This window comes from Shimia sp. W99, from assembly GCF_053851455.3.
In genome coordinates this window covers 381,384-403,629 of record NZ_JBSQBU020000001.1, presented here as the reverse complement: position 1 = coordinate 403,629, position 22,246 = coordinate 381,384, and the positions used below count along the sequence as shown (strand labels likewise).

18 protein-coding genes are annotated in these 22,246 nt (G+C 62.8%); 8 read left to right on the top strand and 10 right to left on the bottom strand.

Going from position 1 to position 22,246, the window contains the following annotated elements; translation table 11 throughout:
• Positions 1-313 precede the first annotated feature (313 nt).
• The 7 genes from ACS3QZ_RS01900 to ACS3QZ_RS01870 all read right to left on the bottom strand — a co-directional run bounded on the left by ACS3QZ_RS01900 (position 314) and on the right by ACS3QZ_RS01870 (position 7,967).
• On the bottom strand, positions 314-1,093 hold the full coding sequence (locus ACS3QZ_RS01900) for a crotonase/enoyl-CoA hydratase family protein (protein WP_456036319.1): 780 nt from the start codon (positions 1,091-1,093) through the stop codon (positions 314-316).
• 29 nt (positions 1,094-1,122) lie between these two features.
• Entirely contained in the window at positions 1,123-1,977 is an 855-nt protein-coding gene (locus ACS3QZ_RS01895; RefSeq protein WP_456036318.1) for a hydroxymethylglutaryl-CoA lyase, read from the bottom strand.
• Entirely contained in the window at positions 1,970-2,629 is a 660-nt protein-coding gene (locus ACS3QZ_RS01890; RefSeq protein WP_456036317.1) for a glutathione S-transferase family protein, read from the bottom strand. Before ACS3QZ_RS01890 ends, ACS3QZ_RS01895 begins: the two co-directional genes overlap by 8 nt.
• Entirely contained in the window at positions 2,626-4,584 is a 1,959-nt protein-coding gene (locus tag ACS3QZ_RS01885; protein WP_456036316.1) for an acetyl/propionyl/methylcrotonyl-CoA carboxylase subunit alpha, read from the bottom strand. Before ACS3QZ_RS01885 ends, ACS3QZ_RS01890 begins: the two co-directional genes overlap by 4 nt.
• A 102-nt stretch (positions 4,585-4,686) precedes the next feature.
• Positions 4,687-6,294 (bottom strand): carboxyl transferase domain-containing protein, encoded by a 1,608-nt coding sequence (locus tag ACS3QZ_RS01880; RefSeq protein ID WP_456036315.1) that lies wholly within the window; start codon positions 6,292-6,294, stop codon positions 4,687-4,689.
• 15 nt (positions 6,295-6,309) lie between these two features.
• Complete coding sequence (locus ACS3QZ_RS01875) at positions 6,310-6,807, bottom strand: lysozyme inhibitor LprI family protein (protein ID WP_456036314.1); 498 nt, start codon at positions 6,805-6,807, stop codon at positions 6,310-6,312.
• Positions 6,804-7,967, bottom strand: coding sequence for an isovaleryl-CoA dehydrogenase (locus ACS3QZ_RS01870; protein ID WP_093092964.1), 1,164 nt, complete (start codon positions 7,965-7,967; stop codon positions 6,804-6,806). The genes ACS3QZ_RS01875 and ACS3QZ_RS01870 overlap by 4 nt, the downstream gene beginning before the upstream one ends.
• Positions 7,968-8,069: 102 nt before the next feature.
• Here ACS3QZ_RS01870 and ACS3QZ_RS01865 point away from each other — a divergent pair, with 102 nt between their 5' ends.
• Positions 8,070-9,371 (top strand): APC family permease, encoded by a 1,302-nt coding sequence (locus ACS3QZ_RS01865; protein WP_456036313.1) that lies wholly within the window; start codon positions 8,070-8,072, stop codon positions 9,369-9,371.
• Between the two features lie 64 nt (positions 9,372-9,435).
• Here the strand turns inward: ACS3QZ_RS01865 and ACS3QZ_RS01860 are convergent, their stop codons facing one another.
• Positions 9,436-10,644, bottom strand: coding sequence for a DegT/DnrJ/EryC1/StrS family aminotransferase (locus ACS3QZ_RS01860; protein ID WP_456039295.1), 1,209 nt, complete (start codon positions 10,642-10,644; stop codon positions 9,436-9,438).
• 161 nt (positions 10,645-10,805) lie between these two features.
• Here ACS3QZ_RS01860 and ACS3QZ_RS01855 point away from each other — a divergent pair, with 161 nt between their 5' ends.
• Positions 10,806-12,113: an MmgE/PrpD family protein gene (locus ACS3QZ_RS01855; protein ID WP_456036312.1), complete on the top strand. Its 1,308-nt coding sequence runs from the start codon at positions 10,806-10,808 to the stop codon at positions 12,111-12,113.
• Here ACS3QZ_RS01855 and ACS3QZ_RS01850 read toward each other — a convergent pair.
• Entirely contained in the window at positions 12,086-12,757 is a 672-nt protein-coding gene (locus tag ACS3QZ_RS01850; protein WP_456036311.1) for an HAD-IA family hydrolase, read from the bottom strand. The genes ACS3QZ_RS01855 and ACS3QZ_RS01850 overlap by 28 nt on opposite strands.
• Before the next feature lie 142 nt (positions 12,758-12,899).
• On the opposite strand from ACS3QZ_RS01850, the gene glmU reads away from it, so the two are divergent.
• The 3 genes from glmU to ACS3QZ_RS01835 are packed head-to-tail and all read left to right on the top strand — an operon-like array spanning position 12,900 to position 16,772.
• Complete coding sequence (gene glmU, locus ACS3QZ_RS01845) at positions 12,900-14,252, top strand: bifunctional UDP-N-acetylglucosamine diphosphorylase/glucosamine-1-phosphate N-acetyltransferase GlmU (protein WP_456036310.1); 1,353 nt, start codon at positions 12,900-12,902, stop codon at positions 14,250-14,252.
• Between the two features lies 1 nt (position 14,253).
• On the top strand, positions 14,254-16,077 hold the full coding sequence (glmS, locus tag ACS3QZ_RS01840; RefSeq protein ID WP_456036309.1) for a glutamine--fructose-6-phosphate transaminase (isomerizing): 1,824 nt from the start codon (positions 14,254-14,256) through the stop codon (positions 16,075-16,077).
• Positions 16,077-16,772 (top strand): DNA alkylation repair protein, encoded by a 696-nt coding sequence (locus ACS3QZ_RS01835; RefSeq protein WP_456036308.1) that lies wholly within the window; start codon positions 16,077-16,079, stop codon positions 16,770-16,772. Before glmS ends, ACS3QZ_RS01835 begins: the two co-directional genes overlap by 1 nt.
• Positions 16,773-16,779: 7 nt before the next feature.
• Here ACS3QZ_RS01835 and ACS3QZ_RS01830 read toward each other — a convergent pair whose 3' ends face one another.
• Positions 16,780-17,190, bottom strand: coding sequence for a hypothetical protein (locus ACS3QZ_RS01830; protein ID WP_456036307.1), 411 nt, complete (start codon positions 17,188-17,190; stop codon positions 16,780-16,782).
• 110 nt (positions 17,191-17,300) lie between these two features.
• Here ACS3QZ_RS01830 and moaA point away from each other — a divergent pair, with 110 nt between their 5' ends.
• The 3 genes from moaA to ptsP all read left to right on the top strand — a co-directional run bounded on the left by moaA (position 17,301) and on the right by ptsP (position 22,223).
• The gene (gene moaA / locus ACS3QZ_RS01825; RefSeq protein WP_456036306.1) at positions 17,301-18,308 is read left to right on the top strand and encodes a GTP 3',8-cyclase MoaA; all 1,008 of its coding nucleotides are present in this window, start codon (positions 17,301-17,303) and stop codon (positions 18,306-18,308) included.
• A 217-nt stretch (positions 18,309-18,525) separates the two neighbouring features.
• Entirely contained in the window at positions 18,526-19,764 is a 1,239-nt protein-coding gene (locus tag ACS3QZ_RS01820) for an aspartate kinase (protein ID WP_093092981.1), read from the top strand.
• Positions 19,765-19,979: 215 nt separating this feature from the next.
• A complete protein-coding gene (gene ptsP / locus ACS3QZ_RS01815) occupies positions 19,980-22,223 on the top strand; it encodes a phosphoenolpyruvate--protein phosphotransferase (protein ID WP_456036305.1) in 2,244 nt (747 codons plus the stop codon).
• The last annotated feature ends 23 nt before the right edge of the window (positions 22,224-22,246 follow it).

The window sequence follows — 22,246 nt, the reverse complement described above, 5'->3', positions numbered from 1 at the left end:
AGACTAAGCGGGGTTTACCCCTGCCCCATGGCGGGGTCAACCGACCGAAAACACATTCAGTTTTCTGATTTCAACAAGTTTTTCCTTTGTACACAAAGGTATGCACTCCCTGATCGCCCCCATGCGGCAATCGGTCGGCCCCCTTGAACAGGGGATCTTTCACGAATTCGTCATGATGCCCGGGATGATTCCTGATCCGGCAAAAAACCCATCAAATCAATCAGGATAACAAATAGCGAAGACAGGGCGCGCCCCGGCGACCCTGCCTCCAACCCTTTCTCGGTGCCCGGCACATGGCCTTAACCGGTTGTTCTCAGGTCCAGCTCGGCTTTTCCTTGGCAAAAAACGCCCGGATGCCCTCGCGGGCTTCCTCGCCTTCCCAGCAGGCGACAAGTTCACCAATCGTATGGTCGATCACCGCGTCATTGATCGGTGCGCCAAGCGTGCGGGTCAGCGCCTTGGCGCGGGCCACGGCACCGGGGGCCACCGCAAGATAGGGTGTGATCTCCGCCTCGACGGCCGCATCAAGCGCGTCGGCAGGCACCACTTTCGAAAGGATATCCAGCGCGGCTGCTTCCTCGGCCTGGAACAGGCGCGCTGACATGAACACCCGTCGCGCCTTACCCTCGCCCATGCGTGCCACCACATAAGGGCCGATGGTTGCGGGAATCAGCCCCAGACGCGTTTCGGTCAGCCCCATCGTCAGGCTGTCCACGCCAATGGTCACGTCACAGACACAGGCCATGCCGACACCGCCGCCAAAGGCGTTGCCCTGCACCCGCCCGATCAGCGGCTTGGGCAGTGTATTGAGCGCCTGTAGCATCTCGGCCAGCTTGCGCGCTTCCTTGCCGCGCGCCTCGGGCGCCAGGTCCCGCTGCTTCTGCATCCACCCCAGATCACCCCCGGCGCAGAACGACTTGCCCGCCCCTGTCAGCACGACCACACGCACACTGTCATCCTTTGCAAGCTGCTCGGCCGCCGCCTTCAGCTCGGTCAGCATCTCGCCGGACATGGCGTTGTGCTTTTCAGGGCGGTTCAACATCAGCGTCGCAACACCGCGCGCATCGACCTCTACGGAAATTGTCTCAAACATACCCTCTCCTCTCGCGCCAAAATTCTTTATCACCCGGCCCGCATCGCGCGCGCCATCTCCGCCGCAGCGTCCAGCACCGCCCGGTCAAGCCCGGTTTCATACCCCAGCGACACCAGCAGATCGTTGACTGCCTCGGTTGCCACATTGCCCTTGGCCCCCGGTGCATAGGGACATCCCCCCAATCCACCGACAGCGGCGTCAAACACCCGAACACCCAGCGCAAGAGAGGCTTCGATATTCACCAGCGCGCGCCCTGCGGTGTCATGGTAATGCCCGGCCAGTTTCGCCGCAGGTACTTCCTGCAAAACCGCTTCCAGCATCGCGGTAATGCTCTCGGGCGTACCCTGCCCGATCGTGTCCCCCAACGAGATCTCGTAGCAGCCCGCATCGCGCAGATGCGCGGCCACTTCGGCCACTTTTTCCGGTGGCGTCGGCCCGTCATAGGGACAATCTGTCACGCAGGAGATATAGCCCCGTACCGGCAAATCCACATCTTTGGCCGCCTCGACCACCGGCGCAAACCGCTCCAGCGATTCGGCAATCGTCGCGTTGATATTGGCCTTGGAGAACCCTTCCGAGGCCGACCCGAAAATGGCGATCTCGTCGGCCTGCGCCATGACCGCACGGTTGAACCCCTGCATGTTCGGCGTCAGCGCGGCATAGGACACGCCCGGTGCCCGCTTGATATTGGCCAGAACCTGCGCCGAGTCCGCCATCTGCGGCACCCATTTCGGACTCACGAAACTCGCCACCTCGATCCGCTTGAACCCGGCCTGGCTTAGGCAATCCACCAGCGCGATCTTTTCCTCGGTCGGGATCTGGCGCTTTTCGTTTTGAAGCCCGTCGCGCGGCCCCATCTCGAAAATCTCAACAAATTCAGCCATTGGGCACCTCGTAGAAGTCCTTCTTGTAGAATTCCTGCGGCCCGTCCAACTCGCGCGCACGCTGATAGGCGGGTCGCGCCTCGATGCGCTTCACATAGGCGCGCAGGTTTTCGAACTTGTCCATGTGAACATAGTAAGGCGCCGAGAACAGGTTGAACCCCATCATCGTATCCGCAGCCGAGAAGCCTGACGGCAACAACCATTCCCGATCTGCAAGGGCGCGGTCCATCGCCTTCAGGGTCGCCGCCAACCGGGCCGCTTCAAGCTTCAAAACCACCGGCGACGCAGGCGTCGGATCGCCCATGAACAGATGCTGCATGTTGAGCGAGGCCAGAATGCTGGCCTGCGTTTCCGCAAAGCCCAGCCATTCCAGATACGCAACCCGCTCCGCATCCCCCGGCAACCGGCCCAAACCATGTTCGGGCCGGGTTTCGGTCAGGTATTCGACAATCGCCGCACTTTCATAGATCGTCACCCCGTCAATCTCGAGCGCAGGCACCCGCCCCACGGGCGAAATCGCCTTGAACTCAGAGGCGCGCAACGAGCCGTCCGTGATCGAATACAACCGCAGATCCGCCTCCAGCCCCATTTCCTGCAAAAGCCACAGGATGCGGAACGACCGCGAAAACGGGATATGGTGCAGCACGGTCATGCCGCGGCCTCGTCCTCGTCTTCCAGCCGGATCAGCGCCGCCCCTTCCTCGACCTGCTGGCCTTCACTGGCCAGCACCTCGGCGACAACACCATCGCGCGCCGCCAAAAGCGAATGCTCCATCTTCATCGCTTCAAGGATCGCCAGACGATCGCCCTGTGCCACCGTCTGTCCGGCCTTGGCGAACACGGCCTTGACCAGCCCCGGCATCGGCGCCGCGATCAGGTTGCCGCCTGCCGCAGCCTCGTCTTCCCGCTCCAGCGGGTCGACGACGTGGAAACGATAGCCATTGCCCCAGAACACGGTGAGATCATCACCCTGCCGCGCCGTGCGGGCCTGAACCTTGGTCTGGTCCACCCACCATGCGCCTTCGCCATAGCGCACGACATGCTGCACTTCACCCAGATCGACATGGTATTCCCCGGTCCCGTTTACCGTGACCCGTGCATCGATCTGCTCCTCGTGATGCACCAGCGACACCGCATGGGTCAGCGGCGTCCAGACCACCAGCGACGGCGCTGGCGCGCGATCCGGTGCAGGCATGAGGCCCAGCGCCGTGACCGCCGCCACCGAGCGGGCCTTGCTGCAGGCCACGGGCGCAACCGAAAGGTCATCGATATGCCGCGCGATCAGCCCGGTATCCACGTCCCCCTTCACGAAATCTTCCTGCGCCGACAACAGGCTGAGGAACGAGACGTTGGTCACGGTCCCGGCCACATCCGTATGCCGCAGCGCGGTTTCCAGCTGCTTGAGCGCGATCGAGCGCGTCGGCGCGTGCACGATCAGCTTGGCGATCATCGGGTCATACCACGGGCTGATCGTATCGCCCGCCCTTACACCGCTGTCGATCCGCGCGCTGTCAGGGAAATCCAGATGGCTGAGCGTTCCCGTCGCGGGCAGGAACCCCTTGGGAACATCCTCGGCATAGATCCGCGCTTCGAACGCATGACCGGTGATGGTCAGCTCGTCCTGCGACTTGGGCAGCCCCTCGCCTGAGGCAACCCGCAATTGCCACTCCACAAGGTCCACGCCGGTGATGGCTTCGGATACAGGGTGCTCCACTTGCAGACGGGTGTTCATCTCCATGAACCAGAAGCCATCCGTGCGCAGCCCGTCCGAACCATCCACGATGAATTCGATTGTGCCTGCACCCTTGTAGTTGATCGCCTCGGCGGCCCGCACGGCGGCGGCGCCCATCGCGGCGCGCATCTCGGGCGTCATGCCCGGCGCGGGCGCCTCTTCGATCACCTTCTGGTGGCGACGCTGCAGCGAACAATCCCGCTCAAAGAGGTGCACCGCCTTTTCGCCGTCGCCAAACACCTGCAACTCGATGTGGCGTGGCTGCTGGATATATTTCTCGATCAGAACATCCGGGTTGCCAAAGGCGGTCTGAGCCTCGCCCTGCGCCGATTTCAGCGCGTCCATGAAGTCCTTGGGCTGCTCGACAAGACGCATCCCCTTGCCGCCACCCCCCGCCACGGCTTTGATCAGCACCGGGTAGCCGATGGCATCCGCCGCGCCCGACAAGTGCTCGGGGTCCTGGTTCTTGCCGTGATAGCCGGGCACAACCGGCACCTTGGCCTCCTCCATCAGCGCCTTGGCCGCATCCTTGAGCCCCATCTTGCGGATCGCCTCCGCCGACGGGCCAATGAACACCAGCCCCGCCGCCTCGACCGCATCCACGAATTCGGGGTTTTCCGACAGGAAACCATAGCCCGGGTGGATCGCCTGCGCCCCACTGTCCAGCGCCGCCTGAATGATCACGTCACCGCGCAGATAGCTGTCCGCCGGGGCAGGCCCACCAATATGCACCGCCATGTCCGCCATCGCCACATGCTTGGCATGCGCGTCCGCGTCCGAATAGACGGCCACGGTCTTCACACCCATCTTGCGGGCGCTCTCCATCACCCGGCAAGCGATCTCGCCACGGTTGGCAATCAGGATCTTGTTAAACATCTCTCGGCCTCCCGACCTCGTTCTTCATTTTGCCGTAAATACTCCGGGGGTGTGGGGGCTGGCCCCCACTTGGACCGGTGTGTGGGGGCTGCCCCCCAGACATCACATCCGGAATACGCCAAACTTCGTTTCTTCAATCGGCGCGTTCAGCGCAGCCGACAGGCTCAGGTACAGCACGTCGCGGGTTTTGCGCGGATCAATGATCCCGTCATCCCAAAGCCGTGCCGACGCATAAAGCGGGTGCGACTGGTGCTCGAACATATCGAGCGTCGGCTGCTTGAACGCGGCTTCCTCCTCGGTCGACCATTCCTGCCCAGCGCGCTCGATCGCGTCCCGTTTCACGGTCGCCAGCACGCCTGCCGCCTGTTCGCCGCCCATCACCGAGATCCGGCTGTTGGGCCATGTCCACAGGAAGCGGGGCGAATAGGCGCGCCCGGCCATGCCATAGTTGCCGGCACCAAACGAGCCCCCGACCAGCATGGTGATCTTCGGCACCTTGGTCGTCGCCACCGCCGTCACCAGCTTGGCGCCATGACGGGCAATGCCCTCGGCTTCGTATTTCTGGCCCACCATGAACCCGGTGATGTTCTGCAGGAACACCAGCGGAATGCCGCGCTGCGAACACAGCTCGACGAAATGCGCGCCCTTCGAGGCACTTTCGGAATAGAGCACGCCGTTATTGGCGATGATCCCGATCGGGCAACCCTTCACATGGGCAAACCCACAGACCAGCGTCTCACCAAAGCGCCGCTTGAACTCGTCAAAACGCGACCCGTCCACGATCCGCGCAATCACTTCGCGGATGTCATAGGGCGTGCGCAGCCCCGCAGGCACCACGCCAAGGATCTCTTCCGGGTCATAGGCCGGGTCTTCCGGGCTGGCCCATTCCACCGTTCTGGGCTTGCCGCGATTGAGGTTGGCCACCGCCTCACGCGCCAGCGCCAGCGCGTGCGCGTCGTTGTCTGCAAGGTAATCCGCCACGCCCGACAGACGCGTGTGCACATCGCCACCGCCAAGGTCCTCGGCGCTCACCACCTCACCCGTCGCGGCCTTGACGAGCGGCGGACCGGCAAGGAAGATCGTCCCCTGCTCCTTCACGATGATCGTCACGTCCGACATCGCGGGCACATAGGCGCCGCCCGCCGTACAGGATCCCATCACCACGGCAATCTGGGGAATGCCCTTGGCCGACATATTCGCCTGATTGTAAAAAATCCGGCCAAAGTGGTCGCGATCAGGGAACACCTCGTCCTGCTGGGGCAGGTTCGCCCCGCCAGAGTCGACCAGATAGACACACGGCAGATGGTTCTGCTCTGCTATCTCCTGTGCCCGCAGGTGCTTTTTCACCGTCATCGGGAAATAGGTACCGCCCTTTACGGTGGCGTCGTTGCACACCACCATGACTTCCTGCCCCTTCACAAGGCCGATCCCGGCCACAACACCGGCACCCGGCGCGGCGTTGCCATACATGTCATGCGCCGCCGTCGCACCAACCTCAAGGAAAGGCGAGCCCGGATCAAGCAGGTCCGCCACCCGGTCACGCGGCAGCATCTTGCCCCGGCTGACATGGCGCGCGCGCGATTTCTCGCCGCCCCCCTGCGCAGCAGCCCCAGCCGCCGCGCGAATGGTTTCGATCATGTCCAGATGTGCCGCGCGGTTGGCGGCAAAATCCTCGGATCCGGTCATGATCTTCGATTGAAGCTTGCTCATCTTCCTACTCCAAACTCACTCGCCCAAACCGGCGTTTTCAAGATACCGCGCTTGTGCGGCAGTCATATACATGTGGCAGGACACCGTGGCCGGGCCACCGCCCGTCCCGCCGCCCCACAGCGAACGTTCATAATCACAGGTGGCATCGCGATAGCCGATCCACGCGCGCTGCATGTCGCGCAACGCATCCGCCTGGCTTGGCGCCGACGAGCCGATCTCCAGCATCTCAGCGTCTATCTTCTTGGCTTCGGTCCGCACCCGGCCATAGGCGGCATTCAACCGGGCGTCCCAGTAAAGCCGTTCCTGCTCGTAGCAGCCGCTCATGCCCACCGTGGACCAGCCGCCCTGCGTGGCTTCCATGCAAAGATTGGCCGACGTTCCGACGCAGGTCACTGGGTCCTGCCCTGCGACCAGACCCGCAAGGCAGGACTCGGTCGCTTCGGGCGAAAACACCAGATCCTGCGCCGCCACGGAAAGCGGCGCAAGCATCAGGGCGACGGCTGCGCGGATCATGCCTGCGCGCTCATCAGCTCGCGTCCGATCAGCATCCGGCGGATTTCCGAGGTGCCCGCGCCGATTTCCATCAGCTTGGCGTCGCGGAAAATGCGCCCCACCGGGTTGTCGCTCAGATAGCCTGCGCCGCCCATGGCCTGCACCGCCTGGTGCGCCTGGGTCATGGCCACTTCGCTGGCATAAAGACAGCAGGCCGCGGCATCCTGACGGGTGATCCGGCCACTGTCACAGGCTTTCGCACATTCATAAACATAGGCCCGCGCCGAGTTCATCGCCGTGTACATGTCGGCAATCTTGCCCTGCATCAGCTGGAAGTTCCCGATCGACTGACCAAACTGCTTGCGCTCGACCATGTAGGGCATGATCTCGTCCAGGCAGGCGGCCATGATGCCCGTGCCGATCCCGGCCAGCACCACGCGCTCGTAATCCAGCCCCGACATCAGCACCTTGACGCCTTTGCCCTCTTCGCCCAGCACGTTTTCAAACGGCACTTCCACGTCTTCAAAGATCAGCTCGGCAGTGTTCGACCCACGCATGCCCAGCTTGTCGAAATGGGGCGAGGTCGAGAACCCCTTCATTTCCTTCTCGATCAGGAACGCGGTGATGCCACGCGGCCCGGCATCCATGTCGGTCTTGGCGTAGACTACCAGCGTATCCGCATCCGGGCCGTTGGTAATCCAGTACTTGTTACCGTTCAGGACATAGCGGTCGTTCTTTTTGTCCGCGCGCAGCTTCATGCTCACCACGTCCGACCCGGCAGAGGGTTCCGACATGGCCAGCGCACCGACATGTTCACCCGAAATCAGGCGCGGCAGATATTTTTGCTTCTGCTCTTCGTTCCCGTTGAGCTTGATCTGGTTCACGCAGAGGTTCGAATGCGCGCCATAGCTGAGCGAGATCGAAGCCGACGCCCGCGCGATCTCTTCCACCGCAATCACATGTGCGAGATAGGACATCCCCGCCCCGCCATATTCCTCGGGCGTGGTAATGCCCAAAAGACCAAGCTCGCCGAACTCTTTCCAAAGCTCGTTCGGAAACTCGTTCTTCAGGTCGACTTCCGCCGCGATCGGCTTGATCCGCTCCTGAGCGAAGCGGTGGACCATCTCGCGCATCGCGTTGACGTCTTCGCCGAGGTCAAATTCCATCGTGTGCATGAACATCGCACCAGTTCTCCCGTTATTGAACGCTTGTTCATATAATTACGGCATGTCATTTCTCCGATCAAGAAAAACTTGTCACCCCAACCAAAAACAGGACCAGCCATGCGCCCCGACCGCCATCCCGACACGCCCCCTCTGGGGCTGGCCGAGCTGATCGCCATCGCCTTGGGCGGCATGGTGGGGGGCGGCATCTTCACCATCCTCGGATTGAGCGTGGCCCAGATCGGCCTCTGGACCCCGCTGGCCATCGCGCTCGGGGGCCTCTTCGCGCTTCTCGCCGCTTATTCCTATGTAAAGCTTGCCCTTTTCTACCGCGACGAAGGCGCAACTTACGCCTTTTTCAAACGCAGTTTTCCGGGCCATGACTTTGCCGCCGCCCTGATCGGCTGGTGGGTGGTGTTCGGCTACATCGCCACGATCGCACTTTATGCCTTCACCTTCGCCTCCTATGCGATCTCAGGCTTCGACATTGCCGAAAACGACACCGCGCGCCGCCTCGTCGCCATGGCCGTGATCGCCGGATTTGCCGCTGTGAACATCTGGTCCACCCGTGGCATGGGCCGGACCGAGGACCTTCTCGTCTACTCCAAGATCGTGATTCTCCTGATCGTGGCTGGCGTGCTCTGGGGCAATGCCCAACCCGAATTGCCCCAGCTCAACGGGCACGGCCCGGAGGCCAGCCTCTTCGCCGTGCTGACCATAGCCGCAGTGACCTTCGTCGCCTATGAAGGCTTCCAACTGGTGATCCACGCCATGGACGAAATGCGCGATCCGGTCCGCAAAATCCCGCGTGCCATCTATGCCGCTGTCGGACTGGCCACCACTGTCTACGTGGTCATCGCTATCGGCGCCGTGCTCGCCATCCCGTTCGAAGACATCATCACCCATCAGGAACACGCGCTGGCCGCGGGCGCGGCCGATGTGCTCGGGCCCGTCGGGCGTCACCTGGTGATCGCAGGCGCCCTGCTGGCCACCATGAGCGCCATCTCCGGGACGCTTTTCGGCGCCTCCCGCCTGATGCGCGTGATTGCGCGCGACGGGTTTTTTCCGGCGCCGTTGGCCCGGCGCACCGACACCATCCCGCGCAACGCGGTGCTGGCCATGGCCGGTCTGGCCGCGCTCCTGATCCTGATCGGTGATCTGCGCCTGATCCTCGAATTCGGCTCGATCACCTTCCTTCTGGTCTCGATCCTCATGGCCGTCGCCAACCACAAACACCGCGCCGCCACCGGCTCGCACCCGCTCATGACCCTGTCCGCCATTCTCGGCCTCGGCCTCGGAGCCCTGCTGATCCTGATCTTCGAAGCCCGCCACGCCCCCGCACAACTGGCCTTCGTTCTCGCCCTCTACGCCGCCCTCACCCTCGGCGCCTGGGTATTTACCCGACTCAACCGCGCGCCCTGATCTTTCTTTTTCCGCAAATACCCCGGGGGAATCGCCCCTCGGGGCGATGGGGGCAGCGCCCCCTTTATCCGCTGGCCTGCCATACCGCCCCCACCTCGGCCCGGATGATCCGCGCAATCAAAGCGCAATCCTCCAGCGAGAAGGTCAGCGGAATACGCATATCCACGATCCCCTTCAGCACCCGGTCGGTGGCAGGCATCGCGGCGCTGGGGGCATAGCGCCAACTGTCATAGCGCGAGGTAAAGGCCACCGGCTCCGCCCCCCCGAACCACTTCAACTCCACCCCCCGCGCTGCGCAGCGCGCCAGAACGGCCTCTATCTGCGCCGTATCCCAATCCAGCAACAGGAACTGGATCGACGACCCGACAAACCCTTCCCCGTCCGGCCGCTCGACCACCTGCAAGCCGGGCGTGCCCCGCACCCCCTCTTCCAGCACGCCATAGCGCGCGTTCCACGCCGCCACCTGTTCGGGCAGCTTGCGCAACTGTGGCCTCAGGATCGCCGCACGCAAATTGTCCATCCGCCCGGAAACGTTCGGCGTGTCGTATTTCACCTGCTCGAACACCTCCGGCGCCGGGGCCGCCAGATGCCGCTCATAAAGCATGTAGGATCCCGACAGCATCACCGCCCGCGCCATCAGCTCCGCATCATCCGAGATCAGCAATCCCCCCTCTCCCGAATTCACGTGCTTGTAGGTCTGGGTCGAATAACAGGCCATCACGCCATGCCGCCCCGACGGCACGCCACGCCAGCCCCCGCCCATTGTATGTGCACAATCCTCGATCACCCGGATTCCATGCGTGTCACACAGCGCCATCAACGCGTCCATATCCACGATATGCCCGCGCATATGGCTCAGCATCAGCACATCCGCCTGACCGGCCTTGGCCGCCAGATCGTCAAGGTCGATCACCAGCCCCTCGGTTACCCCCACGAACACCGGCACCGCGCCCACACTGGCAATCGCCCCGGGCACCGGGGCCAGCGTGAAGGCGTTGGTCAACACCCTGTCCCCCGGCCCGACCCCCAGCGCCCGCAGGGCACAGCCCATCGCGTACCCGCCCGAGGCCACCGCAAGGCAAAATCTCGCCCCGGTCAACGCTGCGAACTCCTGTTCCAAAAGCGCCGCTTCGCCCGCCTCTCCGGGCGCCACGTTGTACCGGTGCAGCCGCCCCGACCGCATCACCGCCACCGCAGCCGCGATCGCCGCGTCCGGGATCGGTTCCTGCTGGGTGAAATTGCCCGTGAATTTTTCCGTGGAACGCTCGCCCATCACCCGCCTCGCTTCAAACACCTGCCCAAGGGTTACGCCATGCCCGCCTGCCCCGCAATTGCGGATCCGCAGGCCAAAACGCGACATCAGGCGTCGGCATCACCCCTTTTTGCCGTCAATCCCTTGCTAGGCTGGTCCCATCCCACAAGGAGACCCCACCCATGCCCGCCGCGCTCGACTTCATCCACTCCCTCAACCTTTCCGACATTCCCGCTCCGGTGCGCGCGCAGGCCGAACTCAGCCTGCTCGACCTGATCGGAGTCGCCGCTGGCGGGATCGGCACACGGCTTTCCCAAATCATCCGCGACCACGCCCACACCGAATTCGGTGGACATCTCCCCATGTTGTTTGACGGGCGTACCACCTCTGCCACCGGCGGCGCACTTGCCGCCGGCATGACCATCGACGCACTGGATGGGCATGACGGGTTCAATCCGGCCAAGGGCCATATCGGGTGCCCGCTCTTTCCCGCGGCTCTCATGCTGGGTCACGAAGCGAATGTGTCAGGGCGCGATTTCCTGACCGCGATCGTACTCGGTTACGAATTCGGCGCCCGCGCCGCCATGGCCCAGCATGCCACGGTCCCCGACTATCACACCTCGGGCAGCTGGGGCGCGGTCACCGCCGCCGCCGCGGGCGCGCGCCTCCTGCTGCTTGACCCCGACACCACCCGCCACGCGCTCGGCATCGCCGAATACCACGGTCCCCGCTCCCAGATGATGCGCTGCATCGATACCCCCACCATGGTCAAGGACGGCTCCGGCTGGGGATCCATGGCGGGCGTTTCTGCTGTGAAACTGGCCCAATCTGGCTTTACAGGAGCCCCGGCCATCACCGTCGAAGAGGCTCCCGCCTTCTGGACCGATCTCGGCAGCCGCTGGTACATGCTGGAACAGTATTACAAACCCTATCCGGTCTGCCGCTGGGCACAGGCCCCGATCGAAGCCGCCCTGCATCTGCGCCAGAGCCACAGCCTTTCCCCTGACGAAATCACCGGCATCGAAATTCACACGTTCCACGAATCCGTGCGCCTTGCCATGCCCACCCCAGACAGCACCGAAGCCGCGCAATATTCTACGTCTTTCCCGGTTGCTGTCGCGCTTGCCCGCGGCACAGTCACCCCTTCGGACATCTCCGACGCCGCCGTCACCGACCCGGCGATCCTGACCCTCGCGGGCAAGATCACCATGATCGAAAGCGACCACGCCAATGCCCATTTCCCCCTGAAACGCTTTGCCCGCGTGGCCATCACCACGCCGCGCGGACACTTTGAAAGCGACTGGCACGAACCGCTCTGGGATCACACCGCGCCGCCCTCCGAAGCCGATCTGCGCATGAAATTCCAAACGCTTGCCAACCCCATTTTGGGCCGCGACCGGGCCGCCCGGATCGAAGAAAGCCTGTCCACGCTCGACAAGAGCCCCCTTTCACAGCTCTCCGATCAGCTGTTGCGGCCGATCAGTTCCTGAATCAGATCCGGTAGCTCGGCATAGTCGTGCAAAAGCGCCTCCGGCTCCAACGCGGCCATGTCCTCGCCACTTGGTCCGAAGGTCACCAGCACCGACGGCACCCCCGCCGCCCGCGCCGTATTGCGGTCCGTGTCACTATCCCCGATCAAAACGGTTCTGGCCGGGTCCCCACCCAACCGCCGCGCGGTTTCCACGAGCGGCGCCGGGTCCGGCTTTCGTACGGGCAATGTATCCGCCCCGACCAGCGCCCCAAATGCCTCACGCGCACCCAATGCGGTCATCAACTGTTCCGCCAGCGCTTCGGGCTTGTTGGTGCATATCCCGACGCCGTAGCCACGCGCCGACAATTCCCCGACCGCTTCCAGCGCGCCGGGGTAAAACACCGTATGCTCGGCAATTGCGTCGCCATAGGCCTCTAGAAGCATCGGGTAATACTGCTCCACCAACGCCGCATCCATCCGCCCAAGGCGGGTCAGCCCCTCGGTCAGCATCCGCTTCCCACCGCGCAGGGCAATGCCCGCATCCGTTGCCGCGTCCAGAAGGTCGCCCGCCCCCATATCCCGAAAACAGGCATTTGCCGCCGCGATAAGGTCGCCGCTCGTATCCGCCAACGTCCCGTCCAGATCAAAAACCACCGTTCGCATCGCGCGCTCCCCCACCCATATGTTGGCGCGTTTCCGCGCATCGCTGTTACAGCGCGCAATCAGTTTTGATGGCTCACGGCCTTGCGCCCTTGCCGCAACCGGATAAAACGGGAGCAATCAGAATACAAAGAGAATTCGCTACATGAGCACCGCACTTGTCATCCTCGCCGCAGGCAAAGGTACACGGATGAAGTCCGACAAACCAAAGGTTCTGCACGAGATCGCCAATGCGCCACTGCTGATCCACGCCATGCAGGCCGGCGCATCGCTGGAGCCGCAGCGCACCGTGATCGTCGCCGGTCACGGCTACGAAGAGGTCCGCCAGACCGTGGTCGATCATGATCCCGATGCCATTGTTGTGCTTCAGGAAGAGCAGAACGGCACCGGTCATGCCGTCAGCATGTGCCGCGACGCACTTGAAGATTTCGACGGTGACGTGATCGTTCTCTTCGGCGACACCCCGTTTGTCAGCGCGCAGACGCTGGAAAGAATGGTGGCGGCCCGCGCAGACAATGCCGTGGTCGTGCTTGGTTTCACCGCGGCCGATCCGGGCAAGTACGGACGGTTGATCATGCAGGGCGACAGCCTCGAAAAGATCGTCGAATTTGCCGATGCATCACCAGAAGAACGCGCCGTAACCTTCTGTAATTCTGGCGCAATGCTAGCCAAGCGGGATCAGCTCTTTGGCCTGCTTGACGCCGTTAAACCGCACAATGCCCAGGGCGAATACTATCTTACCGACATCGTCGGTATTGCCCGCGACAGGGGCCTTCCCGTCACCGCGGTGGCCTGCGACGAGGCCGAAACGCTGGGCATCAATTCGCGTGCACACCTGGCCGAGGCCGAGGCGATTTTCCAGACCCGCGCCCGCGCAGACCTCATGGACCTCGGCGTGACCCTGCAACAGCCCGACACCGTCATGCTGTCATTTGATACGGTGATCGGGCGCGACACCGTGATCGAACCCAACGTCTATTTCGGCCCCGGCGTCACCGTCGAAAGCGGCACCCGCATCCGCGCCTTTTCCCATCTCGAGGGATGCCACGTGGCGCGCGGCAGTTCCGTGGGGCCTTATGCCCGACTGCGTCCCGGTGCCGAGCTCAGCGAACACACCCACATCGGCAATTTTGTCGAGATCAAGAACGCCACTATCGGCGAGGGCAGCAAGGTCAATCATCTCTCCTATATCGGAGATGCCGCGATTGGTGAGGGCACCAATATCGGCGCCGGCACCATCACCTGCAATTATGATGGCGTCATGAAGCACCACACCGCCATTGGCGATCGGGCATTCATCGGTTCAAACACGATGCTGGTGGCGCCGGTTTCCATCGGTCACGGGGCCATGACGGGATCGGGCTCGGTGATCACCAAGGACGTGCCTGATGCCGCGCTGGCGCTGGCGCGCGCCGACCAGGTCAATAAACCGGGTCTGGCGCGCAAATTGTTCGAAATTCTTAAATCCAAGAAACAAAAACGCGACGGAGTGGCTTGAAATGTGCGGAATTGTAGGGGTACTCGGAAACCACGAGGCCGCGCCGATCCTCGTCGAAGCGCTGAAACGGCTGGAATATCGCGGCTATGACAGTGCCGGGATCGCCACCGTCAACGACGGGATTCTCGACCGCCGCCGCGCGGTTGGAAAACTCGTCAATCTCTCGGATCTTCTTGTACATGAGCCCCTGCGCGGCAAGTCCGGAATCGGGCACACCCGCTGGGCCACGCATGGCGCGCCTTCGATCCTCAATGCCCACCCGCATCAGGCCGGTCAGGTGGCCGTCGTGCATAATGGCATCATCGAGAATTTCCGGGAACTGCGCGAAGAGCTTGCGACTGCCGGGATTTCCTTTGTCACGGAAACCGACACGGAAACCGTGGCCTTGATGACTCAGCGGTATATGGACGAGGGGCTTGGCCCGGTTGACGCCGCCCGCAAGACACTTTCACGCTTGGACGGCGCTTTCGCTCTGGCATTTCTGTTTCAGGGTGAGGAAGACCTGATCGTCGCTGCGCGAAAAGGCTCCCCCCTTGCCATCGGCCACGGACAGGGCGAAATGTTTGTCGGGTCCGACGCGATTGCCCTTGCCCCCCTCACCGATCGCATCACCTATCTCGAAGAGGGAGACAGCGCGGTCCTGACCCGCACCAGCCTCGAGATCCGCAATGCCGATGGAGAACTGGCCAACCGCCCCGTTAAACGGATCCGCACCGATCAGGCCCGCGTGGACAAGGGCGGACATAAACATTTCATGGCCAAGGAAATTGCCGAACAGCCAACCGTCACCGGCGAAGCCATAGATCACTATCTTTCCCACGACGGAAGAACCATCACCCTGCCTGAGCCGGGGCTGGATTTCACCAAGATCGACCGCCTGAGTATGGTTGCCTGTGGTACGGCCTACTATGCCTGCCTCACGGCAAAATACTGGTTCGAACAACTGGCAGGCATTCCGGTGGACGTGGATGTCGCGAGTGAGTTCCGCTACCGCGAACCACCGATCCCGGCACGCACCGTGGCACTTTTCGTGTCGCAATCGGGTGAAACAGCCGACACGCTGGCGGCTCTGCGCTATTGCGAGGGAAAGGCGGACCGTATCGTCTCGGTGGTCAACGTCCCTGAAAGTTCCATCGCCCGGGAAAGTGATCTGGCCCTGCCGATCCTTGCCGGAACCGAGATTGGCGTGGCGTCGACCAAGGCATTTACCTGCCAGTTGTCCGTACTCCTGATGCTGGCCCTCAAGGCCGCTTCAGACCGGGATATGATCGACCCCGAGCAGCTTGCCGATCTTTTGTCGGCATTTCGCAATCTGCCCGCCCAACTCGACGCCGCACTCGAAGCAGAGCCGCAGATTGCCAAGGTTGCGCACAAACTTTCAGAGGCACGCGATATTCTGTTCCTCGGGCGGGGACTCATGTATCCACTCGCCCTGGAAGGCGCTCTTAAATTGAAAGAAATCAGCTATATACATGCTGAAGCTTATGCATCAGGCGAACTGAAACACGGCCCCATTGCACTTGTTGACAAACATGTGCCCGTGGTCGTTCTGGCCCCCCGCGACGACCTGTTCGACAAAACGGTTTCCAATATGCAGGAGGTCATGGCACGCAACGGAAAGGTGCTGCTGATCACGGATTCCGACGGCGCTTCCGAGGGTGGAGAAGGCACTTGGGATATCGTCAGGCTTCCCGCCGTGCACCCCGTCTTGTCCCCGATCCTTTACGCGATCCCGGCACAGCTTCTGGCCTATCACACCGCCGTGGCCAAGGGCACCGATGTCGACCAGCCGCGCAACCTCGCCAAATCCGTGACCGTGGAATAATGGCCCCCGATGCCCCAGTGAACGTCTCCGAGGCCCTGACCCAACTGCGCGCCTATGCCGAGCCGGGGCGCGCCGAGCAGATGGCGGCCTATCACAAACAGACCCGTCCCGTGATCGGCGTTCCCAACACGGCCACCAACGATCTGACCAAGCACTGGCGGCAAGTTCTGAGCGTCCCGGACCGCGTCGCGCTGGCCGATGCGCTCTGGCAGACGGACATTTTCGAAGCCCGCATCGCCGCCGCCAAGCTGCTGACACAGGCGCGCCTGCGCCCTGATGATGCGGCCTGGGCGCTGATTCAAGGCTGGGTGGCCGATTTTGACAGCTGGGCCATTGCCGATCACGCCTGCATGGCCGGTCAGAAACGCCTGACCGCGGACCCTTCGCGTGTCGACGCGGTCGAGACCTGGACACAAAGCCCCCACATGTGGACCCGCCGCGCCGCGCTGGTGATCACCCTGCCCTGGACCAAGCAGAATTTTCCCAAACCCCGGGAACTTGAGGTTCGCGACCGCGTTCTGGGATGGGCTGCGGGTTATGTCGATGACCCGGAATGGTTCATTCAGAAGGCCGTCGCCTGGTGGCTGCGTGACCTGTCCAAACATGATCCCGACCGCACTCGCGCCTTTCTGGAGACGCACGGCGACAGGATGAAGCCCTTCGCCCGCAAGGAAGCCGCAAAACACCTTCCCTGACAACCACTTAGTCGGCCGAGACCTGTACCTCGGTCAACTCGGTCAACGGCATACCCAACGCCTGCATCGCCTGAAGCGAGATCCGGCTTCCCGCGCTGCTTTCCCCTTCGATCGGGATCAGCGAGACCGCCACGCTCTTGCCGCTCCAGCTGACCTTGCCGGGCCGCGTCCGGGCCACCAGCGGCGTCTTGAGCCACATGCCAGGTTCGGTCGCCGTGCCCAGCGACACAATGGTTACGCCAAGCGGGCCGGACCGTGCCTCGGGGCGATCCTCGACCACCACCTCCGCCAAATTGTCCGGGCGCGGCACGGGACGCACCGTGCCATCAGGCAGGGACGCACTTTCGGGGCGGGCCGTTTCTTTGGGTTGCAACAGATCAAGATTGACCCTGTCGCACCCGACCAGGCCCCCAGCCATCAGAACTACCAGAACTGCTCGTTTCATGGCGCGATATTGCACCTGATTGTGACCATCTACAACCTTTGCCCCACTTGCCCCGCACGGCAATCGCCACTACCACTGAGCGCATGACTGCACCACTGATCGACCCATTCCAGCGCGCCGTGAACTACCTGCGGGTCTCCGTGACCGACCGCTGCGATTTCCGCTGTGTTTATTGCATGGCGGAAAACATGACCTTTCTGCCCAAGAAAGAGCTTCTGACGCTCGAAGAGCTCGACCGCATGTGTTCGACCTTCATCCGCCTGGGCGTCGAGAAACTGCGCATCACAGGGGGCGAACCGCTCGTCCGACGCGAAATCATGACCTTCTTCCGCGCCATGAAGCGCCATCTGGACAGCGGCGACTTGCGCGAACTTACCCTGACCACCAACGGCTCCCAGCTCGAACGCTTCGCGGGTGAGCTTTATGATTGTGGCGTGCGACGTGTGAACATCTCGCTCGACACGATCGACGAGGCCAAGTTTGCCGACATCACCCGCTGGGGCCGCCTGCCCCAGGTCATGCGCGGCATCGACGCCGCTCAAGAGGCGGGCCTGCGCATCAAGATCAACGCCGTTGCCCTCAAGGGCTTCAACGAAGACGAATTGTTCACGCTGGCCGAATGGTGTCATGACCGCGACATGGACATGACCTGGATCGAGGTCATGCCGATGGGCGATCTCGGAAACGAAGACCGGCTCGATCAATACTGGCCGCTCAGCGACCTGCGCAAACAGCTGGCCACCCGCTACACGCTCACCGATCTGGCCGAGCGCACTGGCGGCCCGGCGCGCTACGTGCGGCTCGAAGAGACAGGGCAGAAAATCGGCTTCATCACGCCCCTGACCCATAATTTCTGCGAAAGCTGCAACCGCGTCCGCCTGACCTGCACCGGGCAGCTCTTCATGTGCCTTGGTCAGGAAGACATGGCCGACCTGCGCGCGCCCTTGCGCGACAGCAGCGAGGGCGAAGGCAAGCTCGAAGAGGCGATCCGCGCCGCCATCCGTCTCAAGCCCAAGGGCCACGACTTTGACTATTCGCGCCAGAAAGTCGACGGCCAGATGTCCCGCCACATGAGTCACACGGGCGGCTAAACCGACCCCCCATCTTCCTTTTGCCAGAAATATCCTGGGGGGTGAGCGCTGTCCCGGAATCGGTCCAGTGGACCGATTCAGGCGCGAACGGGCGGCGCCAAAGCCCCGCTGCTGTGACGGGGGCAACGCCCCCCGCCCCCCTGCGACACCCGACCCCGCTTGCACCGACGCGCCATCCCGCGTAAACCCCGCTCAACCAAAGCCCAAGGAAACGAGAATGCCCGTTCTTGTGATGAAATTCGGCGGCACCTCGGTCGCCAACCTCGACCGCATCCGCCGCGCCGCCAAACGGATCGGCGTCGAAGTCGCCAAAGGCTATGACGTGATCGTCATCGTCTCGGCCATGTCCGGCCAGACCAACAAGCTGGTCGGCTATGTCGAAGAAACCTCGCCCCTGTTTGATGCGCGCGAATACGACGCCGTGGTCTCCTCGGGCGAAAACGTGACCGCCGGCCTGATGGCGCTCACCTTGCAGGAAATGGATATCCCGGCACGCAGCTGGCAGGGCTGGCAGGTGCCGCTTCTGACCACCTCGGCCCATTCCCAGGCGCGGATCGAGGAAATCCCGACCGACAATATCAACGCCAAGTTCGGCGAAGGCATGCGTGTCGCCGTGGTTGCCGGGTTCCAGGGCATCAGCCCCGAAGGCCGCATCACCACGCTGGGCCGGGGCGGCTCGGACACCACCGCCGTCGCCTTTGCCGCCGCTTTCGATGCGGAACGCTGCGACATCTACACTGACGTGGACGGGGTCTACACCACCGATCCGCGTATCTGCAGCAAGGCCCGCAAACTCGACCGGATCGCGTTCGAGGAAATGCTGGAACTGGCCTCGCTGGGGGCCAAGGTGCTGCAAACCCGCTCGGTCGAACTGGCCATGCGTTACAAGGTCAAACTGCGGGTGCTGAGCTCGTTTGAAGAACAATCCGACGAGGCCGGAACCCTGGTCTGCGATGAGGAGGAAATCATGGAAAGCAATGTTGTTTCTGGCGTCGCCTATAGCCGCGACGAAGCCAAGATGACCCTTCTGTCGGTCGCCGACCGTCCGGGCATCGCCTCGATCATCTTCGGATGTCTCTCCGATGCGGGCGTGAACGTGGACATGATCGTTCAGAACATCTCCGAGGAAGGGCGCACCGACATGACCTTCTCGCTGCCCACCGACCAAGTGAAGCGCGCCGAGAAAGCCCTTGCCGAACTCAAGGCCTCGGGCGGTCTGAACTTCTCCGACCTCATCACCGACATGGATGTCGCCAAGATTTCGGTCGTCGGCATCGGGATGCGCTCGCAATCTGGGGTTGCAGCCAAGATGTTCAAGGTCCTCTCTGACGAGGGCATCAACATCAAGGTCATCACCACGTCGGAAATCAAGATTTCCGTCCTGATCGACCGCAAGTATCTCGAACTGGCGGTACAGGCGCTGCACGACGCCTTTGATCTCGACAAGGCGGCCTGATCACGCCCGATCCCCGCATCTGCAAGGACTGGCCCTGCCCCCGTCCCGGTCAAAGTCCGGGGCGGCATTATTTCTGACGTCCTGCAAACGGTCGGATGCTTTATTGGGCATTCCTCTGCCACACGCCCCCGTTTGGGGCAAAAACGCGTTTCGCTTCGCCGCCGCATGTGATCTATTCAGGGTGAAATGCAACCAGACGGGGAACCCAACCGCGCATGTCTGAAAGAACCGAATCCGAGAGCCGCAAGCTGCTGGGCCGGTTGCGCGATGCACTGGCCGAAGACACGGCCGGTCAGGAACGCCTGGACCGCATCACCCACCTGATTGCCTCATCGATGGGCACCGAAGTGTGCTCGATCTACCTGTTTCGCGACGATGAAACGCTTGAACTCTGCGCCACTGAGGGTCTGAACCCGGAATCGGTGCACCAGACCCGCCTGCGCGTGGGCGAAGGCCTCGTGGGCCGCGTCGCCCGCAGTTCGCGCGTGATCAACTCCGACAATGCCCCCTCCGAAAAGGGGTTCCGCTACATGCCGGAAACCGGAGAAGAGATCTATTCCAGCTTCTGCGGCGTGCCGATTCAGCGGCTGGGTGACAATCTCGGCGTGCTCGTGGTCCAGTCCAAGGACGCGCGCACCTATTCCGCGGACGAGGTCTATGCGCTGGAAGTGGTGGCCATGGTGCTGGCCGAGATGACCGAACTGGGCGCCTTTGTCGGCGAAGGCGCGGCCATGACCGCCCGCCATCAGCAGCCGGTCGCCTTCAAGGGCACCGGTGCCCAGGAAGGCGCCGCCGAGGGCCATGTCTGGCTGCACGAACCGCGCGTGGTTGTCACCAACCCCGTTGCCGACGATCCCGAAACCGAACTGGCCCGCCTCAGCGAAGCGGTCGAAACCCTGCGGGTCGGCGTCGACAAGATGCTGGCCACTGCAGCGCGTGGCGACAAGGAACAGCTCGACGTTCTCGAAGCCTACCGGATGTTTGCCAACTCCAAGGGCTGGATGAAGCGCATGGAAAGCGACATCGCGCGCGGTCTCTCTGCCGAAGCCGCTGTCGAAAAAGAACAATCTGCCGCCCGGACCCGCATGGAACAGGTGACAGATGCCTATCTGCGCGAACGTCTGCACGATCTGGACGACCTCTCGAACCGCCTGTTGCGCATCCTGACCGGCCAGGGCACCGAAACCGGCGCCGACCTGCCTGCCGACCCGATCCTCGTGGCGCGCAATATCGGCCCCGGTGAATTGCTCGAATATGGCCGCAATCTCAGGGGTATCGTGCTCGAAGAAGGCTCCGTGGGCAGCCACGCTGCGATTGTCGCCCGTGCGCTGGCCATCCCGCTGGTGATTCACGCCGACCGCATCACCACAGAGGCGCTCAATGGCGATCATATCATGCTCGACGGGGACCAGGGCGTCGTACATCTGCGCCCGGACGACACGGTCGTCGCCGCTTTCCGTGACAAGATCGCGATGGCCGCCGAGGCCCAGCAACGCTATGCCTCGATCCGCGACAAGCCCGCCACCACGCTCGATGGTACCACCATTTCACTGCACATGAATGCCGGCCTCATGGCCGACCTTCCCTCGCTGGAAAACTCGGGCGCCGAAGGGGTCGGCCTGTTCCGCACAGAGCTTCAGTTTCTCGTGCGCAACCAAATGCCCAAGCGGACCGAACTGGCACAGCTCTACAGCCACGTCATGGATGCAGCCAAGGGCATGCGGGTCGTGTTCCGCACGCTCGACATCGGGTCGGACAAGGTCCTGCCCTACATGACACCGCAGGACGAACCCAACCCGGCATTGGGCTGGCGCGCGGTGCGCGTGGCGCTGGACAAACCCGGCGTGATGCGCATGCAGCTACAGGCGCTCCTGCGTGCCGCCAACGGACGCCCGCTCACCGTCATGTTCCCCTTCGTGGCGCAATATGACGAATACACCGCCGCCCGCGCCGAAATGGACAAGGCGCTTGAGCGCGAACACATCCTCGGCCACCCCCTGCCCGAGAGCCTTGAAGTGGGCGCGATGCTGGAAACCCCCTCTCTGGCCTTTGCCCCGCAAAAGTTCTTTGAAGAGGTGGATTTCCTGTCGATTGGCGGCAATGACCTCAAGCAGTTCTTCTTTGCCGCCGACCGGGAAAACGAACGGGTGCGACGTCGCTATGACACGCTCAACGTCAGCTTCCTGACTTTCCTCGAAGGCATCGTGAACCGCTGTGTCACCACGAAGACTCCGCTCAGTTTCTGCGGCGAGGATGCCGGCCGTCCGATCGAAGCACTCTGCCTTGCGGCGATGGGGTTGCGGTCGCTGTCGATGCGCCCGGCCTCGATCGGCCCGGTCAAGAGCCTGTTGCGGCGCACCAATCTGGGCGAAGTGCGCGAAGTGATCGTGCAGGCGCGCGAACGCGGGGATCAGACGGTGCGCCCGGCATTGATGGAGTACCTGCGCAACACCGGCTAAGGGGGCGCTGCCCCCGCCGCCGC

What these genes read in the sequence shown, in the direction of transcription:
- ACS3QZ_RS01900 (WP_456036319.1), bottom strand. Translation starts at nt 1,093, where the DNA reads ATGTTTGAGACAATTTCCGTAGAGGTCGATGCGCGCGGTGTTGCGACG.
- ACS3QZ_RS01895 (WP_456036318.1), bottom strand. Translation starts at nt 1,977, where the DNA reads ATGGCTGAATTTGTTGAGATTTTCGAGATGGGGCCGCGCGACGGGCTT.
- ACS3QZ_RS01890 (WP_456036317.1), bottom strand. Translation starts at nt 2,629, where the DNA reads ATGACCGTGCTGCACCATATCCCGTTTTCGCGGTCGTTCCGCATCCTG.
- ACS3QZ_RS01885 (WP_456036316.1), bottom strand. Translation starts at nt 4,584, where the DNA reads ATGTTTAACAAGATCCTGATTGCCAACCGTGGCGAGATCGCTTGCCGG.
- ACS3QZ_RS01880 (WP_456036315.1), bottom strand. Translation starts at nt 6,294, where the DNA reads ATGAGCAAGCTTCAATCGAAGATCATGACCGGATCCGAGGATTTTGCC.
- ACS3QZ_RS01875 (WP_456036314.1), bottom strand. Translation starts at nt 6,807, where the DNA reads ATGATCCGCGCAGCCGTCGCCCTGATGCTTGCGCCGCTTTCCGTGGCG.
- ACS3QZ_RS01870 (WP_093092964.1), bottom strand. Translation starts at nt 7,967, where the DNA reads ATGTTCATGCACACGATGGAATTTGACCTCGGCGAAGACGTCAACGCG.
- ACS3QZ_RS01865 (WP_456036313.1), top strand. Translation starts at nt 8,070, where the DNA reads ATGCGCCCCGACCGCCATCCCGACACGCCCCCTCTGGGGCTGGCCGAG.
- ACS3QZ_RS01860 (WP_456039295.1), bottom strand. Translation starts at nt 10,644, where the DNA reads ATGGGCGAGCGTTCCACGGAAAAATTCACGGGCAATTTCACCCAGCAG.
- ACS3QZ_RS01855 (WP_456036312.1), top strand. Translation starts at nt 10,806, where the DNA reads ATGCCCGCCGCGCTCGACTTCATCCACTCCCTCAACCTTTCCGACATT.
- ACS3QZ_RS01850 (WP_456036311.1), bottom strand. Translation starts at nt 12,757, where the DNA reads ATGCGAACGGTGGTTTTTGATCTGGACGGGACGTTGGCGGATACGAGC.
- glmU (WP_456036310.1), top strand. Translation starts at nt 12,900, where the DNA reads ATGAGCACCGCACTTGTCATCCTCGCCGCAGGCAAAGGTACACGGATG.
- glmS (WP_456036309.1), top strand. Translation starts at nt 14,254, where the DNA reads ATGTGCGGAATTGTAGGGGTACTCGGAAACCACGAGGCCGCGCCGATC.
- ACS3QZ_RS01835 (WP_456036308.1), top strand. Translation starts at nt 16,077, where the DNA reads ATGGCCCCCGATGCCCCAGTGAACGTCTCCGAGGCCCTGACCCAACTG.
- ACS3QZ_RS01830 (WP_456036307.1), bottom strand. Translation starts at nt 17,190, where the DNA reads ATGGCTGGGGGCCTGGTCGGGTGCGACAGGGTCAATCTTGATCTGTTG.
- moaA (WP_456036306.1), top strand. Translation starts at nt 17,301, where the DNA reads ATGACTGCACCACTGATCGACCCATTCCAGCGCGCCGTGAACTACCTG.
- ACS3QZ_RS01820 (WP_093092981.1), top strand. Translation starts at nt 18,526, where the DNA reads ATGCCCGTTCTTGTGATGAAATTCGGCGGCACCTCGGTCGCCAACCTC.
- ptsP (WP_456036305.1), top strand. Translation starts at nt 19,980, where the DNA reads ATGTCTGAAAGAACCGAATCCGAGAGCCGCAAGCTGCTGGGCCGGTTG.